Annotated in this window: 17 protein-coding genes, 1 tRNA gene and 1 pseudogene; 3 read left to right on the forward strand and 16 right to left on the reverse strand. The window is 67.7% G+C overall.

What is annotated here, in order from left to right:
* Positions 1-891, forward strand: a complete 891-nt coding sequence (locus HRU81_08030) for a pirin family protein (GenBank protein ID QOJ32048.1) — start codon at positions 1-3, stop codon at positions 889-891.
* 9 nt (positions 892-900) lie between these two features.
* Here HRU81_08030 and HRU81_08035 read toward each other — a convergent pair whose 3' ends face one another.
* From HRU81_08035 to HRU81_08105, 15 genes and pseudogenes are all read right to left on the reverse strand, one after another.
* Positions 901-1,656, reverse strand: coding sequence for a response regulator (locus HRU81_08035; GenBank protein ID QOJ32049.1), 756 nt, complete (start codon positions 1,654-1,656; stop codon positions 901-903).
* A complete protein-coding gene (locus HRU81_08040) occupies positions 1,616-4,357 on the reverse strand; it encodes a sensor histidine kinase KdpD (GenBank protein QOJ32050.1) in 2,742 nt (913 codons plus the stop codon). Before HRU81_08040 ends, HRU81_08035 begins: the two co-directional genes overlap by 41 nt.
* 79 nt (positions 4,358-4,436) lie before the next feature.
* Positions 4,437-5,090 carry a potassium-transporting ATPase subunit KdpC gene (gene kdpC / locus HRU81_08045; GenBank protein QOJ32051.1) on the reverse strand — a complete coding sequence of 218 codons (654 nt, stop codon included), beginning with the start codon at positions 5,088-5,090 and terminating at the stop codon, positions 4,437-4,439.
* A 9-nt stretch (positions 5,091-5,099) separates the two neighbouring features.
* Positions 5,100-7,136: a potassium-transporting ATPase subunit KdpB gene (gene kdpB, locus HRU81_08050; GenBank protein ID QOJ32052.1), complete on the reverse strand. Its 2,037-nt coding sequence runs from the start codon at positions 7,134-7,136 to the stop codon at positions 5,100-5,102.
* 13 nt (positions 7,137-7,149) lie between these two features.
* Complete coding sequence (kdpA, locus tag HRU81_08055) at positions 7,150-8,865, reverse strand: potassium-transporting ATPase subunit KdpA (protein ID QOJ32053.1); 1,716 nt, start codon at positions 8,863-8,865, stop codon at positions 7,150-7,152.
* 66 nt (positions 8,866-8,931) lie between these two features.
* A complete protein-coding gene (locus HRU81_08060; GenBank protein ID QOJ32054.1) occupies positions 8,932-9,636 on the reverse strand; it encodes a hypothetical protein in 705 nt (234 codons plus the stop codon).
* A gap of 123 nt (positions 9,637-9,759) precedes the next feature.
* A complete protein-coding gene (locus tag HRU81_08065) occupies positions 9,760-10,881 on the reverse strand; it encodes a hypothetical protein (protein ID QOJ32055.1) in 1,122 nt (373 codons plus the stop codon).
* Positions 10,882-10,950: 69 nt separating this feature from the next.
* Positions 10,951-12,034: pseudogene (locus HRU81_08070) on the reverse strand (glycosyltransferase family 1 protein).
* Positions 12,035-12,208: 174 nt separating this feature from the next.
* Entirely contained in the window at positions 12,209-12,832 is a 624-nt protein-coding gene (locus HRU81_08075) for a hypothetical protein (protein ID QOJ32056.1), read from the reverse strand.
* Between the two features lie 278 nt (positions 12,833-13,110).
* The gene (locus HRU81_08080; GenBank protein ID QOJ32057.1) at positions 13,111-13,446 is read right to left on the reverse strand and encodes a type II toxin-antitoxin system RelE/ParE family toxin; all 336 of its coding nucleotides are present in this window, start codon (positions 13,444-13,446) and stop codon (positions 13,111-13,113) included.
* Between the two features lie 10 nt (positions 13,447-13,456).
* On the reverse strand, positions 13,457-13,720 hold the full coding sequence (locus HRU81_08085; protein ID QOJ32058.1) for a type II toxin-antitoxin system Phd/YefM family antitoxin: 264 nt from the start codon (positions 13,718-13,720) through the stop codon (positions 13,457-13,459).
* Between the two features lie 287 nt (positions 13,721-14,007).
* A tRNA-Ala gene (locus HRU81_08090) sits at positions 14,008-14,083 on the reverse strand.
* A 73-nt stretch (positions 14,084-14,156) separates the two neighbouring features.
* Positions 14,157-14,591, reverse strand: a complete 435-nt coding sequence (locus HRU81_08095) for a hypothetical protein (protein QOJ32059.1) — start codon at positions 14,589-14,591, stop codon at positions 14,157-14,159.
* Positions 14,588-15,622 carry an NADP-dependent oxidoreductase gene (locus HRU81_08100; protein ID QOJ32060.1) on the reverse strand — a complete coding sequence of 345 codons (1,035 nt, stop codon included), beginning with the start codon at positions 15,620-15,622 and terminating at the stop codon, positions 14,588-14,590. Before HRU81_08100 ends, HRU81_08095 begins: the two co-directional genes overlap by 4 nt.
* A complete protein-coding gene (locus tag HRU81_08105) occupies positions 15,619-16,068 on the reverse strand; it encodes a thioesterase family protein (GenBank protein QOJ32061.1) in 450 nt (149 codons plus the stop codon). Before HRU81_08105 ends, HRU81_08100 begins: the two co-directional genes overlap by 4 nt.
* Before the next feature lie 225 nt (positions 16,069-16,293).
* Between HRU81_08105 and HRU81_08110 the strand changes: the two genes are divergently transcribed.
* Positions 16,294-16,818, forward strand: coding sequence for a hypothetical protein (locus tag HRU81_08110; GenBank protein ID QOJ32062.1), 525 nt, complete (start codon positions 16,294-16,296; stop codon positions 16,816-16,818).
* 12 nt (positions 16,819-16,830) lie between these two features.
* Positions 16,831-17,175 (forward strand): hypothetical protein, encoded by a 345-nt coding sequence (locus HRU81_08115; protein ID QOJ32063.1) that lies wholly within the window; start codon positions 16,831-16,833, stop codon positions 17,173-17,175.
* Here HRU81_08115 and HRU81_08120 read toward each other — a convergent pair.
* A complete protein-coding gene (locus tag HRU81_08120; protein ID QOJ32064.1) occupies positions 17,172-18,737 on the reverse strand; it encodes an AMP-binding protein in 1,566 nt (521 codons plus the stop codon). The genes HRU81_08115 and HRU81_08120 overlap by 4 nt on opposite strands.
* Positions 18,738-18,766 lie beyond the last annotated feature (29 nt).

An 18,766-nucleotide genomic window follows, 5' to 3' on the forward strand; every position in this document is an offset into this window, starting at 1 on the left:
ATGGTCATGGACGACGGCATGCGGATCCAGCGGCGCAGCCGCGACCTCGGCGGCGGCTTCGTCGTCGGGCGGGTGCTGCCCCACGCGCAACGGCGCATGGTCGGGCCCTTCATCTTCTTCGACCACCTGGGGCCGCTCGACCTCGCCCCCGGCATCCCGCGGGAACTCGACGTGCGGCCGCATCCCCACATCGGCCTCGCCACCGTCACCTACCTCTACAGCGGCGCGCTGACCCACCGTGACAGCCTCGGCTGCCACCAGGAGATCCGTCCGGGTCAGGTCAACTGGATGACCGCGGGCCGCGGCATCACCCACAGCGAGCGCCTCGAGTACGCGCGCGCCCACGGGGCGCGCATGCACGGTATCCAGGCCTGGGTGGCGCTGCCCCGGGAACTGGAGGAAACCGAGCCGTCCTTCCACCACCATGAAGGCGCCGCGGAACTGCCGGAGATCCACGAAGGCGGCGTCAGCGGCAGGCTGATCGCCGGCGCCATCGACGGCCAGGCCGCCAGCGTGAGGACCCTCTCGCCCCTGTTCTACCTGCACTGGGACATGGAGGCCGGCGCGCGCCGCGGCCTCGGCACGCAATACCGGGAGCGGGCCGTCTATGTCAGCAGCGGCAGGATCGAAATCGACGGCCACCCCCTGGACACCGGCGACATGCAGGTGCTGCCCCCGGGCCGCGCGGTGACGATCAGCGCCCCGCAACCCGCCACCGTCATGCTGCTCGGGGGCGAACCGGTCGGCGAGCGCTACATCGACTGGAACTTCGTCTCCTCCTCGCGCGAGCGGCTGGAGCAGGCGCGCGAGGACTGGCGCATGCAGCGCATGGCCCTGCCCGCGGGAGACGACCACGAGTTCACGCCGCTGCCGGAGACCGCGGCAGGCTGAACCTCGCGCTCAGGCGTCGCGCCGGTCCCTGGCGATGAAGCGCAGGCCGACGCCGGGCTCGGTGGCGATGTAGCGCGGCGCCGAAGCATCGTCCCCGAGCTTGGCGCGAAGCTTGCCGACGAGGATGCGCAGGTAGTGCGTGTCCTCCGCATGCGTCGGTCCCCACAGCTCCTTCAGCAGCTGCGTCTGCGTCACCAGCCGCCCCGGCTGGGAGGCCAGCAACGACAGCAGGGAGAACTCCTTGCGGGTCAGCACGACGGCCTGCCCGCCGATGGCCACTTCCCGCCGCGCCAGGTCGATGCGCAGGTTGCCGTCGTCGAAGACCGGGGTCTCGTCCCTGCCGGCCGCGGCATTACGCAGGAAGGAGCGGATGCGGGCCATCAGCTCCTCGACGCCGAAGGGCTTGGTCACGTAGTCGTTGGCCCCGGCATCGAGCAGGGCCACCTTCTCGTTCTCGTCCGAGCGCACCGTCAGCACGATGACCGGCACCCGCGACCAGAGCCGCAGTTCCCTGAGCACATCCTTGCCGTCCTGGTCCGGGAGGCCCAGGTCGAGGACGACGAGGTCCGCACCCCTGCTGGCCAGCAGCGTCAGGCCCTGCTGGCCCGTCTCCGCGAGGAGGGTCGAGTAGCCCTGCGAGCGCAGGCTGATGTCGACGAACTTCCGGATCTGCGCCTCGTCATCGATGATGAGGATGCGCGCGGCCGGCGCCCGCTGTTCGCGCTCAGCGGGAGGCAACACGATCCCCTGCCTCCGGCTTCGCATACTCCCCCCATGGCAGGGTCATGCGCAGCGTGGTCCCGCGGCCGTCCGCGCCCGGCAATGCCTCGACGCTTCCCATATGCGCACCGACGATGCCCTGGACGATGGTGAGGCCCAGGCCTGTTCCCTGGCGGCCGCGATCGCCACGCTCCACGCTGTAGAACATGTCGAAGATGCGCCGCCGCTCTTCCTCGGGGATGCCCGGCCCGCGGTCGGTGATATCGACCTGCAGCCGGTCCGGTGCCGCGCGACGTACCTGTACCAGCACCGCCACCCCGGCCGGCGAGAACTTCGCCGCATTCTCCATGACGTTGAACAAGGCCTGCTCGATCAGCGCGGAGTGGACGTGGATCGGCGGCAGTCCCGGGGGTATGTCGCACTCTACGCGCGTGCCCGGTTCGTAGCGCTGCAGGCGCCTGGAGGCCGAGCCCACCAGCTCGTCGATGCCGATCCACTCCTTCGACAGGGTGAGTGTCTGCTGCCCGAGCCGTGTCATGTCCAGCAGGTTCTGGATGTAGCGGTCCAGCCGCTCCCCCTCCGTGTGGATGGTCTCCAGCAGGCTCTGCCGGTCGCCCTGGCTCATGTCCTTTCCGTAGCGTGCCAGGCCATCCGCGGCGCCGATGATCGACGACAGCGGCGAGCGCAGGTCATGCGATACCGAGGACAGCAGCGCCGAGCGCAGCCGCTCGGTCTCCCCCGTGACGCGCGCCTCCTCCAGGTCCGATACCAGGCGGGTGCGCAGGGCTGCCTGCCCGATGTCCTCCACCATGCTCTCCGCAAGCCGGCGCTGCTCGAACGACAACCGGCCCATGTCGGGGGGAAACTTCAGGCCGACCACGCCCAGCGTGTCCTGGCCCGAGCGGACCGGCAGGAACCACCAGGGCGAATGCGTCAGGGTGTCGGTGTAGCGCCCGCTCGCCTGGCCGTGCTGCCCGGTCCAGGAGGCTGCCATGCGGTCCTTCTCCGTCAGCCCCTGCGCCCCGTCCGCCGGGCCCGACTCGCCCTTGATGTCCATCCACACCTGCGCATGCAGGGTCGATTGCAGGATCGCCGAGCCCGCCGCGATGACCTGACCGAGGTCGGCGGCCACCGCCAGCTTGCGCCCCAGGCCCTGCATGGCAGTCGCATGGGCATTGGATGCCCGCAGCGCCACCACCTGTCGCCGCAACTGCGAGGCCAGCCGGCCGGCGATCAGCGCCGCCGCCAGGAACAGCATCACCGTGGCCACGCCACGCTGGGCACTGATCAGGAAGGTGAAGCGCGGCTCGATGAAGAAGAAGTTGTAGGCAAGGAAGCACAGCGCGGCGGTGATGAAGGCCGCCGTCATGCGGGTCCTCGATGCCACCAGCATCACCGCCACCAGGAACACCATCGACAGGTCCTGCAGGCCGAGGAAGTGCTCGGCGACGGCGGCGGCAGCCGTCGCCCCGGCGCTGGCCATGAGGATCAGCCCCGGTTCCTGCCGCGCCAGCGCCGCGCCGGAGAATTCCGGCATGCGCAGCGAGCGCTTGCGGGCCTGCGGAGTGCTGACGATCGTCAGCTCGTAGCGCGCCCCCCGCTGCAGCAATTGCTGGGTCAGCGTGCGGTTGAAGATGCGGGCGAAGGGCCGCTCGCGCGTGCGCCCGATGATGATGGAACGGGCGCCACGCGCCCCTGCCGCATCGAGCAGGGCGAGGGTGATGTCGGTGTTGTGCAGCACCTCGGTATCGCCGCCGAGGTCGCGCGCCAGGGCGAACGCCTTGTCGATCTCCGCCTGGCGCTGCTGCTCCTCGCGGGCCGCCCTGCCAGGCACCGGTGCCGCCGCGCCTGGCTCGCCGGCCTGCACGGCTGCATCGGCCGAGCGCCCGGTATCCACGGTCACCACCGACCACGGTGCACCGCGGCGTTCGGCGATACGGGCACCGGCCCGAACCAGGTACTCGGAATGGCCGCGGCCGTCGATGGCAATGAGGATGTGGCTGCGGATGGCGATGCCTTCCAGCCCGCGGGCCGCCCGGCTCTCGCGCAGGTCGGCGTCCACGTGTTCCGCAACGGTCTGCATGGCAAGTTCCCGCAGCGCCGTCAGGTTCGAGGGCGAGAAGAATGCCTGCAGGGCCTGGGCCGCGTGCTCGGGCAGATAGACCTTGCCCTGGTTCAGGCGCTCGATCAGCTCGCGCGCCGGCAGGTCGACCAGGCGGATGTCGCGCAGGCGCTCGAAGATGGAATCGGGCACGGTTTCGCTGACCCGCACCCCGGTGATCTGGTGCACCAGGTCGTTCAGGCTCTCCAGGTGCTGGACGTTGACGGTGGTGTAGATATCGATGCCGGTGTCGAGCAGCTCCTCCACGTCCTGCCAGCGGCGTTCGTGGCGGCTCCCCGGGACATTGCGGTGCGCCAGTTCGTCGACGAGGGCGATCGCGGGCCTGCGCGCCAGCAGGCCGTCGAGATCCAGCTCCTCGAGTTGCCGGCCACGGTACTCCACGACCTTTCGCGGCATGACCGGCAGGCCGTCGACCATGGCCTGCGTCTCGCTGCGACCATGGGTCTCGACGATGCCGACGACGACGTCCGTCCCCTTGGCCTGCAGCTCGCGTGCGCGGGCCAGCATGGCGTAGGTCTTGCCGACGCCGGGGGCTGCCCCGAGAAATACCGTCAGCCGCCCGGCGGCCTGGCGCTTCAGCTCACCGAGCAGGGCATCCGCCTGCTCACTCCGTTCAGCTCCCATGACAGACCAGGTCCTCGAGTCCGGGCAGCCCATGAGACCACAGGCCGCGGAAGGGCGACAACGGCCGGAGCCGCCACGCTCAGCGGCCGGCTCCTGCAGCGGCGACCGGCGGCAGCTGGCGATCCAGCGCCAGGTTCAGCTCGAGCACGTTGACCCGCGGCCGGCCGAACACGCCGAACTGCGGCCCCTTGCTGTATCGGGCCACCAGCCCGGCCACGGCCTCCTCGCCAACGCCGCGGGCCCGGGCAATGCGCGCCACCTGGATGGCCGCCGCCTGCGGACTGATATGCGGATCGATGCCGCTGCCCGAGTGCGTGATCAGGTCGCCCGGCACCTGCTCCGGCGCCACGCCCTCCCGGCCGGCCACTGCCGCACGGGCTGCCGTGAGCTGCGCGCGCAGCGCGGGATTGGTGCGTGCCTGGTTGCTGCCGCTCATCGCCATCGGGTTGTATCCCGCCACCGATGGCCGCGGCCGGAAGTAGCGGTCGCCCGCGAAGGGCTGGGCGACGAGGGACGAACCGGCGATCCTGCCCTGGTCCTCGATCAGGCTGCCGTTGGCGGCAGCGGGAAACAGCGCCTGGCCCACCCCGACCCCGGCGAGCGAATAGAGGAAACCGAAGCCCGCGAGGCTGACCAGGGCCAGCACGATGGAGCCCCGCAGGACCCCCCGGTCGGATACCGTGGCCGGCGTCTGGCCGGATCCCCGCGTCGCAATTTTGTCATGACCTTGCATGGCGAACCCTCAGATGATGAACCAGGCCGACAACACCACGTCGATGGCCTTGATGCCGGCGAAGGGAAGCAGCACGCCCCCCACGCCGTAGACCAGCATGTTGGTGCGCAGCAGCTCGCTGGCACCGGCTGGCCTGAAATGCACGCCCCGCAGCGCCAGCGGAATCAGCAGCGGAATGATCAGCGCATTGAAGACCAGCGCCGACAACACCGCACTGGCCGGGCTCGCCAGCCGCATGACATCGAGCACCGCCATCTGCGGGATGGCGCCGGCAAACAGCGCCGGCAGGATGGCGAAGTACTTGGACACATCGTTGGCCAGCGAGAAGGTGGTCAGTGCGCCGCGCGTGATGAGCTGCTGCTTGCCGATCTCGACCACCTCGAGCAGCTTGGTGGGATCGGAATCCAGGTCCACCATGTTGGCCGCCTCCTTGGCGGCCTGCGTGCCGGAATTCATCGCCAGCCCGACATCCGCCTGGGCCAGCGCCGGCGCATCGTTGGTGCCATCGCCCACCATCGCCACCAGGCGACCCTCCGCCTGCTCCTCGCGGATGCGGGCCAGCTTGTCCTCCGGTCGCGCCTCGGCGATGTAGTCGTCGACGCCCGCCTCGGCAGCGATGTTCGCCGCCGTGAGGGTGTTGTCGCCGGTGATCATCACGGTGCGCACCCCCATGGCCCGCAGGCGCGCAAAGCGTTCCTTGATGCCGTGCTTCACGACATCGGACAGCTCGATGACGCCGAGCACCTGGTGCCCGTCGCTGACCACCAGCGGCGTCGCTCCCCTCCTCGCCACCTCGCCGACACGCGCCTCCAGCCCGGCGGGCACCTCGCCCTGCAGGGCCTGCACATGCGCCACGATGGCATCCATGGCGCCCTTGCGGATCACCCGGCCACCAGGCAGGTCCACGCCCGACATCCGCAACTGCGCCGAGAACGGCACGAAGCGCGCACCCGCCGGCTCGCCGCCCGGCTCGTCGCCGCCACGCGCCAGCCTGACGATGGACTTGCCCTCGGGCGTCGGGTCCGCCAGCGAGGCCAGCAGGGCGGCCTGGCGCAGCTGCGCGGCATCGACCCCGGCCAGCGCATGCATGGCGGTGGCCTGCCGGTCGCCGTGGGTGATCGTGCCGGTCTTGTCGAGCAGCAGGACATCCACGTCGCCCGCCACCTCGACGGCCTTGCCGGACCTGGCAAGGATGTTGGCCCGCAGTGCGCGGTTCATGCCGGCAATGCCGATGGCCGGCAGCAGGCCGCCGATGGTGGTCGGGATCAGGCACACCAGCAGCGCCACCAGCAACACCAGGTCGATCTCCACGCCAACGAAGGCGGCGATGAACGGCAGCGTCACGACCACCACCAGGAAGGTCAGGGTCATGACTGCCAGCAGGATGCCCAGCGCGATCTCGTTGGGGGTCTTCTGCCGGGATGCGCCCTCCACCAGGGCGATCATGCGGTCCAGGAAGCTGTTGCCGGGCTCGGCAGTCACCCTGACGACGATGCGGTCCGACAGCACCTTGGTGCCGCCGATGACGCCCGAGCGATCCGTGCCGGCCTCGCGCAGAACCGGCGCGGATTCGCCGGTCACGGCAGCCTCGTTGACCGTCGCCATCCCTACGATGATCTCGCCATCGGCGGGGATCAGCTGCCCCGACTCGACGACGACGCGATCATCCGCACGCAATTCCGCGGCCGGGATGACCGATTCGCCTCCCGACTCGTCGAGGCGGCGCGCCACCAGGTCCTTGCGCGCACGCCGCAGCGATGCGGCCTGGCCACGGCCGCGTGCCTCCGCCACCGCCTCGGCGAAATTGGCGAACAGCACCGTGGCCAGCAGCGTGGCGGTCACCGCCCAGCCGAAGCCCGCGCCGGTCCGGCCCGCGAGCGTCGCCAGGGCGGTGACGATCGTGCCGGCCCAGACCACGGCCATCACCGGGTTGCGCAGGACGTGCCACGGCGCAAGCTTGCCGAAAGAATGGATGATCGCCGATCGCAAGTCATGTCCGCTGTCGAGGGACACGTCCGCAGCCAGTCTTGCATGCCTCTTGTTCATTTCCGGGCCACCTTCAGCGGGAGAGTTGCGATACCAGCAGGAGATGGTCAGCCACCGGCCCGAGCACCAGTACTGGCATGAACTGCAGCAGCGTGAGGATCACGACGATACCGATCAGCGTCAGCGCGAAAGTCGGGGTTTCCACGCGCAGCGTGCCGGCACCTTCCGGGGCCTGGCGCTTGGCGGCGAGCATGGCGGCGATGGCGAGCGGTATCACCAGTGCCGGAAATCGGCCGGCCGCCAGAACGATGGCGCAGGTCACGTTCCACCATGTGGTCGCGTCGCCCAGACCCTCGAACCCGGAGCCATTGTTGGCAAAGGCCGAGGTGTACTCGTAGAACACCTGGCTGATGCCATGAAAGCCCGGATTGGAGTTCCCCGTGAGATCGGGAAAGGCCAGCGCCACGGCGGTGAATCCCAGCAGTACCACCGGCTGCCACAGCACCAGGATGGCGAGCAGCCTGACCTCGGGCCCTTCCACCTTGCGCCCGAACAACTCGGGCGTGCGGCCGGTCATCAGGCCCGCCAGGAACACGCTCAGCAGCAGGTAGACGATGAACTGCTGGATGCCGCAGCCGACACCGCCCCAGATGCTGTTGATCAGCATGTTGGTCATCGCCACCAGGCCGGTCAGCGGCGCGGACGAGTCCAGCATCATGTTGACCGAACCGTTGTTGATCTGTGTCGTCGTGGCCGCCCACAGGGCCGAGGCATCCGCGCCCAGGCGCACTTCCTTGCCCTCCATCAACGCCGGGTCCGCAGTCGTGCCGGAATGTCCCTCCGACCACAGCGCAAGGCCGGTGGAGGCCACCGACATGATGAGCATGGTGCAGACCACCATGATGCCGAAGGGCCGGCGGCCGGTGAACGGACCGACCATGAAGGCGATGGCCACCGGGATCAGCGCGATGCCGAGGACCTCCAGAAAATTCGACAATGGCGTCGGATTCTCCAGCGGCACGGTGCTGTTGGGGCCATACCAGCCGCCGCCATTGCTGCCGAGCTGCTTGATGGCCACCATCGGTGCCACCGGGCCCAGCGGGATCTTCTGCTCGCGGAACTCTGCCGAGGACTCCACCGGCTCGATCACCGGGCCGGCCGCCAGGGTCGCCGGGACTCCCTGCCAGGTCAGCAACGCCGACCACAGCAGGCAGACCGGCAGCACGCAGCGCAGGGTCGCCCGCGTGACATCGGCCCAGTAGTTGCCGACATCGACGCCGGTACCCGCGCCATTCGTGCCGCGCTGGCCTGCCTGGCGGCCGCCGAACAGGCCGCGAAGCGTGGCCGCCGCAACCGCAAGGCCCATGACCGGCGTCACCACCTGCAGGCCGACGATGCCCGTCATCTGTGACAGGTAGGAGAGCTGCGCCTGCCCCGAGTAGTGCTGCTGGTTGGTATTCGTCAGGAACGACACCATGGTATGCAGCGCGAGGTCCCAGCTCATGTTCGGCACGCCGTCCGGATTGAGTGGCAGCCAGGCCTGGGTCATAAAGATGGTCCATACGACGATGGCCAGCACCAGGTTGCTGAGGAGAAAGGCGCCGGCATAACCGCGCCAGCTCATGCCGATTTCCGCTCGCGTTCCCAGCAGCGCATAGATCGGCCGCTCGATCCAGCCGAACAACGCATCACCGCGCATCGCCTCGCCGCGCATCACCATGGCGAGGTAGTGGCCCAGTGGCCAGCCAAGCGCCAGGAGCAGCAGCAGGAACAGCAGGTACTCGATCATGATCCGGGTCTCCGGGAGTGACTGGCCGGCACGGCAGGCGCGCCCATGCGTATGCCTGCACTGCCGCTAGAAGGACGCCTGCAGGGCAAGTTCGGCACGGGATCCGGCCAGGCCGGGGAACAGGCGTTCTGCCGCCGCATCCGTGTCGTGCAGCGTCAGGCGGATTTCGAATGGGGCCTGGAAGGCCCACACCACACCAAGGGATCCGTGCGTGTAGTCGTCCGCGAAACTGCTGGCGAGCAGGTAGCGGGCGAGCGTTGCCTCCAGGCGCCAGGTGCCGGCAAGCGGATAGCGCGCACCGGCCAGGATGTAGGTGCCTGTTTCATCGCTCGCCATGGCGTCGCCGGAGTACGCGACGGCCAGCCAGTACCGGTCGCGCCAGGTCAGCGCGGCGTTGAGTTCATTCCAGTCGAGATCGACCGTGGTCGATGGATACTCGTAGCGCTGGAAATAGAGGTCGAGTGTCCAGTCCGGGGCAATCCGGCCGCTCCAGCCGACGGCGAGGTCGAACTCGCTGCTGGCGCCATTGTCCGGACTGAACCTGACGTTGTATGCCCAGGCGGACGCATAGACGCCTGAATCATGGCCGTACCTGAAGCTGGCCTGGAGGCCGGGTTCCTCCTGGGTCTGGGAGGATCCCCGCCAGACGTAGTCCGATGTCAGGGCAGCGTAGCCGCTGGCCTGGGCATGCGCCATGCCCGGCAGCCCGAGCAACAGGCCGCAGGCTGCAAGTACGCATTTCGGAATGAACTGACCGGCTGCGGAAGGCATGTCCCTGCATCTCGAGGCACCGCAACATTGCGATGTCCCAGTGTTCGGCAGGGTGCCGTAACTTCTCCATTCCGGGCCGGGCCCGGCCTGTAAGTTTCACGTAAATTCCGCTGGCGGTCCGCCTCAGTTCGCCTGGATGGTGACGAACGGCGTCGGTGCGCTGGGCCCGGACTCGGCGAGAGTCAGCATCACCAGCAGGAAGGAGAACATCCCCTTCGAGGCCAGGTCACGGTTCTCGATCCAGTACCAGCGGTCGCCGTAGAACACGGTGGCGAAGGCATCGTCCGGCTTGGTCTCGCCGCTGAGGATGCGGATCAGCGGCGGCAGCGTCTCGCGGCCATCGGGCGGCGCGGGCAGGTGCGGGTAGGCGCGCATCTCGCGCTCGTGCTCCTCCGGGATCTGCACGAAGGTCGCCAGCTCGTAGAGGATCTGGAAACCGGAGCGGGTGTGCAGGGCGATGACATCGTCACGCCCCGGCGGCAACTCGCCGTAGATGATCGAGAAGGTGTTCTTCGCCGGGTTCAGCCCCAGCAGCCGCTTGACCACGTCCCAGTCCGCCTGAACCTCGGGGGTCAGGTTGCGGCCGGCGAAGAACATGACGAGCCCCTCGCTCTTGTTGTCCTTGTCGATTTCCAGCCGCGAACCCACCGTGCCGGAGGCCTGCACCCGCCGCATGGCCTGCAGCAGCTGCACGTACTCCGGGTCCTCCAGCCGCAGCTGCGCCCCGCCGCGGCTGTTGGACAGGCCGTTCACGGTCTGCACCGCCGCCATGAACAGCATGTCCACGCGCCAGCCCGCCTCGACCAGCTCGAACAGGCGGATGGGCGGGATCGGCGTCATCAGCGTGCGCACGAACTGCGAACCCGACAGCGGCACGTAGGTGATGGTCGGCTTGTCCGTGTATTGCCCCTGCACGCCGAGGTTGACGACGCTGTTGGAGCTGCTGCTGGACGCCGGCAGGTTGGGATACAGCACGCCGCCGGCCTGCATGCTGCTGACCAGCTGGTAGCTGCTGACGATCTGCCCGACGTCGACGAAGATCGGCGTGTCGCCGTAGCGCATCTTGACGATGTTCAGCAGCGTCTGCTGCTTCCAGGAATTCGCCATGGCCTGGGTGAAGTCCAGGCGGTCGCGGTCGAGCGTCACCGCGCCGTAGCTCATGCAGCCGGTCAGCCCGAGCATCGCCATCATCAGGAAACCCGGCCGCAGCCATCCGGCACGGCGCAGCGCTGGCACTCGTTGCATCACGATCTTCCCCCGTCTGTCAGCTCCGGGTTCCCGTCCCCGGATCGTTGCGGTCTGGCGGCGGCAAGATTAGCCGAGGTCGCGCGGAAATACAGCTTGCAGCCGTTCGATGACGGCGACTGCCGTGCCCAGGCCATCTTCCCGGGCCATCGTCCTGCCGAGGTCGGCCGCGCGTGCGATGACAGCCGGCTGCGCAACGAAGTCGAGGGCCGTGGCGAGGGCTGCCGCATCCGGGCGCGCCGTCGACAGCGCCGCCGGCGCCACCCCCAGCTGCCGCAGGCGGGCCGCCCAGAAGGGCTGGTCCCCGGTGAAGGGCATGACGATGGAGGGCTTGCCCGCCCGCAACGCCGAGTGGCTCGTGCCGGAGCCGCCGTGGTGGATCACGGCGGCCGTCCGCGGGAACAGCCAGTCATGCGGCGTCTCGCCGATGGCCAGGACATGGTCGGGAAGCCGCATGCCAGCCAGGCCATTCCAGCCCGGCCAGAACAGCGCGCGTCGGCCGGCCAGGGCGGTGACCACCGCCTCGAGCATCGCGCGCATGTCGATTCCCGTCATGCTGCCGAATCCCACGTAAGCGGGCGGCTCTCCGGCCGACAGGAACCTCGCCAGTTGCTCCGCAGGCCGGTAGTCCCCTGCCGCCGGAACCAGCCACTGGCCACACATGGTCGCCTGGGCCGGCCAGTCCGCGGGCGCGGGCAGCAGCGTCGGTGAAATGCCGTAGAGCATGGGATGGCTCGTCCACAATGCCCTCCTCGCCGGCAGGCCGAGCACGTCCTGGCGCGCGCGGTTGAGCGCCTTCCTGAACGACAGCCAGAACAGCTGGTTGGTGAGCCGCCAGCCCGGAGGTTACGATGGCATCGCAGCCACGTGCCGCCGCCAGCGTTTCGCGCATCCAGGCCGCGGTGTTCGCGTTGACCAGCCTGACGAGCGCGCCGGCCGTGCTGCGCGGCTCCTGCCGTCCCCACTTGGCAAACAGCTCGCGGATATCGCCGGACAACACCGCCGTGGGCAGGCCCAGCGCCTGTGCCGTACCCAGTGTCCGGGCATCCCCGAGCAGGAACACCTCGTGTCCTGCCCTGCGCAGCGCATCTCCCAGGGCGGCCAGCGGGCGGACATCGCCCTCGGTGCCGTAGGTCAGGATCCCGAGCTTCATGATGCGTTCCGAGCGCTGCTGGCCAGGCCCCGGAGGAATGGCTCGCAAGATGGCCAGCTGCGATGCCGCCCTGGATCATGAGGCACGCGAACTCCGTGCAGCCGCGGCCGGTCGGGGCCGGACGGCCGGCGGCGGATCGGTCGTGTGTTGACCGCTACCGCAACCGCGGCAGGACTACTTCCGCCGTGCCCTCAGCGCCACCAGGCCGAAGCCGGACAGCAGGAGAGGCAGTGCACCGGGCAATGGCGTGACCACGGGGTCCACCGTCCTGAACAGGGCATAGCCGCCCTCGCTGGCACTGCTGCCACCGAAGACGTCCGTCCACACGAAGCTCGCCGGGGAACCGCCGATCAGGCTGCCGTAGGGTGAAGACCCGTTGGGCATGCTCACCATGAGAGTGGACCAGGCCGTTGCGGAGGTCGCTAGGGCTTCGGCATCACTCGCGGACGGATCCTTGATGCTGCCGTGGTCCTTGCCCACCCAGTCGGTCGTGTTCGAGTAGAGCTTGGTGCCGGCAATGTCGAACTCGCCGATCCAGGCATGCGGCGGGCCGTAGGACGCGCTGTCCCAGGCGGCGACGAAAATATGCTGCCCGGCACTGGCTTCGAAGCTGAAGGTCGCTCCCTGGCCCGGCCAGGTGGTGCTTCCCGAGGCCCCGACCTCGGTCAGGGAAGCGCCGTCGGCATCGCCGACGAACACCCTGTAGTAGTCGTCCGCCACCACCCTCGCCGTGACCGTTTCGGCATGGGCGGTGGTCGCGGCAGCCAGGAGCAGGCCAGCCAGGAAATATGTCTTCATGGGTGCTTCCGCCTTCATTCCTGATTCTTGTCGTTCTGCGTCACATCTTACGCCGACTGCAAGCACCCTCGAAATGGTATCTGACATATTTTCCCCAGGAGAAATGGTGCCCGCGGAAATGGTGCCGGAAATGGTGCCTGACATATTTTTCAGAGCGGGCCACACGATTCCGACCGCCCTCGGGTCACAACGACATCCGCAAACGAGAACGCCCGACCGGAACCAGTCGGGCGTCGATGAATGGTGCACGTCTGCGGTTTTCTACGTGCTCTTGATCGTCACCCCCCAAGTAGACGCCGCGCCAAGAGTGACTGCATATCCCGCCGACCATCGGCGATCATGTAGATGTAGACCTTCTGACCCATGATACGGTAGATCACTCGATAGGGCTTGAAGGCAGTCTGCCGATAATCCCGAATGCCGAGGCCAGCCAGTTCCTTGGGATAGGCACCACGCTCCGGGAACGCCATCAGGCTTTCGACGACCTCCAACAAACGATCCAGGACGTAGTCGGCATTGGCCTTGCAGTCGAATTCAGCGATGTAGTCGTAGATCGACTCCAAATCCTGCTCGGCACCCTCGGTCAGCAAGACCTCGTGCTTGCGTCCGGCCATTTCTTGAAGCCTACTTGGCCCGCAGCCTTGCGACAACGTCACGCACCGGCTTTGCCTTGCCCGCCTCGATCTGCGCATTGCCCAGCGCAAGAATTTTCAGCAGCGCCAACGTTTCCTGCGTTTCTTCGTAGGAGGCAACATCCTGAATGACGGCCTTGGCCTCCCCGTTCTGGGTGATTACTAGCGGCTCTCGCCCCTCGGTCAATTGCGCCAGAACTTCGGCGGCGTTTGCCTTGAGGTAACTGATGGGTTTGACCTGTGTTGAGTAGCGCATGGCTCCTCCACCTCCATTGATCCACTAGTGACTTAATTTAGTCTTTATTCAGTCCTGTTACAACAGTTGGTCGATCCGCTCGCGTACCCAACCGACTAGCTCAGATGCTCCTGCTCCAGTCGGGAAATCGGAAATGGTGCCTGACATATTTTTCACATCCTGCGGATCCGTCGGGCCCGCGGAAGTGGCTGGTGAGCAGCCAAGACGCCATTCTCGTGGATCGGCAACCTGCGCTGGCGCAGCATGGGCGAGAAACCCCAGCGGGCAGGATCCGGGATTGGGATGAATGGTGGAGCGGAGGAGGATCGAACTCCCGACCTTCGCATTGCGAACGCGACGCTCTCCCAGCTGAGCTACCGCCCCACGTCCGAGTCAGGCGGGCGCAGTGTACCCGGCCCGCCGGGCCAAATCCATGCGCCCGGGTGGGGGGCGCCGTCTACACCGGCGTGCAGCGCAGGCGGCCGGGCTGTGGCTGGACCACATGGGCCACGCAGCGCCAGCCCTCCGCATAGCGGCGGAGGACATAGGCCGATGACAGCACCTCCTTGCCTGCCTGCGGGTCCCGCGCATTGAACCGGCGGTAGTGGAAGCTGGCGAACGCCAGGCCGCCGCCGAGATCACAGTGGGAAACCTCCACCAGCTCGGAATGGGTGAAACCGGCGGCGTCGAGTTCGCCGCGCAGCCCCGAGAGCAGGCTGACGATGGCCTCGGGTGTCTCCAGCGTACTGGTGGCCCCGGTGTCGAAAACCGGCACGGGTGTACGGTAGACCTCGTTGGCGATGCAGGCGAAATCCCGGGCGTTCCAGGCCTTGATGTAGCGCTGGAACAGCACCTCGATCTGCCTGCTGTCATCCGCGTCACTGGAGGTCATGAGGCTTTCTCCGGGGGAGGTGGCGAGACTTCGATGACGGTCTTGCCGGTATTGCGGCCGGCGAAGATGCCGGCCAGCGCCTCCGGCGCCTGCTCGAGGCCCTTGAGCAGATGGGCCCGGTAGCTGATCCGCCCCTGCTCATGCCAGCGCCGGATGGCGGCGAACGCCTCCCCGGCGCGGGGCACGTACTCGAAGCAGCTGAAGCCCTCGGCGCGGGCCTGCTTCAGGGCCAGCATCTGGAAATTGTGGATGCCCCGCGGCTGGCCGCCGTCGTCATAGTGGGAAATGAAGCCGCCACAGGCGATGCGGGCGTGCGCATTGATCCGCGCCAGCACGGCATCGAGGATGTCGCCCCCCACGTTGTCGTAATAGACATCGATGCCATCGGGGCAGGCGGCATCGAGCGCCTGGCCGATGTCCGACGTCCTGTAGTTGATCGCCACATCTGCGCCCAGCTGCTCGTGCAGCCACCGGCACTTGTCCTCGCTGCCGGCGATGGCGACCAGCCGGGCACAGCCATTGATGCGGGCCATCTGCACCACCAGGGAACCGACGGCACCGGCTGCCGCCGACACGACCACGGTGTCGGTCTTGCGCAGCGCGGCGATCTCCAGCAGGCCGAAATAGGCAGTGAGCGCCTGCATGCAGAACAGGGAGGTGTGGGCCAGCAACGGAATGCCGGGCCAGTCGGGTACCGGCTCCGCCGCGGCAACCGGCAGGGTGCACCACTGGGCCCAGATCCCCGGGCCGGCAACCAGCGTGCCCGGAGGGAAGGCCGGGCTGGCGGACTGCTCGACGACGCCCCAGATCCGGCCCGGCATCGGCATGCCTGCGTCGGCCGGCGGGCCAAACGTGGCATCCGGCGACAGCCAGTAGCGCTGCACCGGGTCGATCGACAGATAGATGACACGCACCAGCAGTTCGCCTGCGCCTGGCTGCGGCATCGGTTCTTCCACCCAGAGGAAGTTCTGCCTGGACACGGCATCGACGGGGCGGCTGGCAATGCGCCAGAGCCTGTTCGGGGCGTTCATGGTCCCTCCTCCTGTGTCGGCAACGCGCGGGTACGCTGCCTGAACCCTTCCGGCATGGACGCCAGCCTGCGCGTTGCCAGATCGAAGAACACGATCCCGGTCTTGCCGCGCGCCACCTCGCGGCCGGAGACCTTCTCGGTCATGCACCACACCAGGTCGCATCCCTTCGGGTTGAAGTCAGCGGCAGCCATGCGCACGACCATGACTTCGCCGCGGAACGCCTCCGACTTGTACTGGACGGCGGCGTCGGCGATCAGCGTGACCAGACCGTCGATCCGGCCCTCCGGGTAGCCCAGCGCGGCGAAGTAGCGCATCTGCGCCTCGGAAACGAGGCTGATCAGCATGGCGTTGTCGAGGTGGCTGCCGTAATTGATGTGCCCCACGTAGATCGTGAGGTCGGTGGCGAAGGCAAACTGCCCGGGCAGGTCGATGCTGATGCGTGGCATGGCGGCGTCTGTGCTCCGTCGGGGGGTTGTGCGGATTCTCCGGCGTACAGCGGCTGCCGCGGAATGCCCGCTAGCTTAGCGAAGCACTCCGGCGGACGCCACGGGAGCAGGACTGCCGGTGGTGGGCGTCGCAAACCTGCCTGACTCGAACTTCGTACTATGTCAATATGGTTGATGAATAACCGGATGCCCGGTGCCTGACCTGCCTCCCGGAGATGCGCGGCCATGCTGCAGCTTCTGACAACGATCGTGTCTCCCTACTACCTCTACATCAAGTTCCTGCACGTGACGGCGGCGCTGGGCTGGGTCTGGAGCGCCTCCACGGCCTACGCCTACTACCTGCTGCCGGTCATGAAGGCCTGGCGGAGAAACCCCGGCGATGCCGAGATCATCCCCGTGCGCAACTGGGCGCTCGAGCGCTTCGAGGAAGCCGTGATCTACGAGCACGTCTTCTTCCCGATCGTCCTGGTGACCGGCCCGCTGATGTACCTCGCCGCCGGCTTCAGGCCCGGTGTGGCCTGGATGGACCTCAAGCTGCTCATCGTCGTGGGCCTGTTCATCCCGATCGAGATCATGGATTACTACATGTCGCATTTCGGCGGCAACAAGTACCGCATCAGGGCCTCCGGGGACATGGTGCGCTACGAGCACATGGTGCACCGGCACTGGTGGCTCATCCTGGTGACGACACCGGCCGTCATGGTCTACGGCCTGCTGATCGTGCTGCTGGCCATCGCCAAGCCCTTCTAGGAGGACATCCGCGTGGAATTCAGCGGCAACCCCGCGAAGTACCGGCGCATTGCCATCGCCTCGTCGGTCATCCTCAACCTCTACCTGTACCTTGGCATGGCCGGCCTGCAGTACTGGGCCCGCGGTTCCACCTGGCTCCTCGGCTGGAAGCCCGTTCTGGGCGCCGTGCTGTTCACGGCATTGTTCGCGCGCCTGAGCTACCGCTGGATGCTGCGGCTCGACGCGCGCTTCGGCACCGGCCGTGGCTGGACGCTCGAAAGCCGCCGACTGAAGCTGCCGGAGCGCGCGCTGCGACGCCAGCCGGGCAAGGTCGCCGGCCGCAACATGCCGCCGGGGTCACCGGGGTCACCCGGCTAGACCACCTGTCGCGATCGCCCCTCCCAGAACGGCGCCCGCAACTCGCGCTTGAGGATCTTGCCGGAGGCGTTGCGCGGGATCTCGGTGGCGAAACTCACCGAGCGCGGAATCTTGTAGCCGGCAAGATGCCCGCGTGCATGCGCGATCACGGATTCCGCGCTGGGCGTGCAGCCCGGCACCGGCACCACGACCGCATGCACGCTCTCGCCCCACTCCTCGTTCGGAATGCCGAACACGGCCACATCGTCGATGTCCGGGTGGATCTCCAGCGCGGCCTCGACCTCCGCCGGGTAGATCTTCATGCCACCCGAGACGATCATGTCCGACTTGCGGTCGCAGATGTAGAAGTAGCCCTCCTCGTCGAAGTACGCCACGTCACCGACGGTCATGTAGTCGCCGCGACGATTGCTGTCGTACTTGTCCTGGGCGTTGTGATAGGTGGAGAAGACGCTCTTCGAGCGCACCGCCAGTTCGCCGGGCACGTGGGGCCGGGTGATGCGCGCGCCCGCATCGTCGAACAGCGCGATCTCCACGCCTGGCAGGGGCTTGCCGCACGAGCCGGGCTTGCGCCGCTGGTCCTTCGGCTCGAGCAGCGTGTTCACGCCCAGCTCGGTCGAGCCATACAGCTCCCACAGCGAATCCTCCGGAAAATCCGCAAGGTACTGCAGCTTGAGCGCAAACGACCAGGGAGCGGCATTCGCGACCATGATCCGCAACCCGGATCGGTCGTAGCGTGCCTTCACCGCAGCCGGCAGGTTGCACAGCATGCGGATGGGCGTCGGTGCCGAGAAGGTGCAGGTCACCCCGTACTCGACCAGCAGCCTGAGCCAGTCCTCGGCATCGAACTTGCGCTGCAGGACCACGGTGTTGCCGAGGGACGTGGCAATGCCGAGGAAGGCGCCCTGGGCCGCGTGGTACAGCGGACCCGTGCTGAGATACACGTCATCGGGCCGGTAGCCGATCATCCCGACCATGGTCTGCTGCAGGCCGGGATCTCCGAAACCTGTCCGCAGCGCACCCTTGGGCCTGCCGGTCGTTCCGGAGGTGTAGGTCATGGTGCCGGCGGTTCCGGCCAGGTCGACGACAGGCTCGGCATCGCTCGCTCCGGCCAGCAGCTCCTCGACCTGGATCTGTCCCTCGAGGGGGGTGCCGTCGAAAACCAGCACCTGCTGCACCGTCGGCAGCCTGTCGCGGATGCTGGCGAAGCTGGCGGCATGCTCGGCATCGATGTAGACCACGGCCGCCCCGCAGTCGCCGGTCATGTAGGCCATTTCGGCCGGCACCAGGCGGTAGTTGAGCGGCACCGCGATGGCGCCGATCTTGCGTGCGGCGTGGATCATGCGCACCGCACCGAGCGAGTTCTGCCCGCACCAGACCACCTTGTCGCGCGGCCGCACGCCGAGCCCGAGCAGCAGGTTGGCCAGGCGGTTCGCCTGCTGGTTCAGCTCGGCATAGGTCCAGCACCGCACGCCTCCGCCCCCGCGGTCATCGACGACAGCGCGCTTCCCTGGCTGGACCCCGGCCTGCACCGTCAGAAAATCCGCTGGACGTGCCTGCGACATGCCGATTCTCCTGGGTGATCCCGCCTGCC

The sequence above is a fragment of the Gammaproteobacteria bacterium genome (assembly GCA_015709695.1).
Lineage (GTDB): Bacteria > Pseudomonadota > Gammaproteobacteria > Steroidobacterales.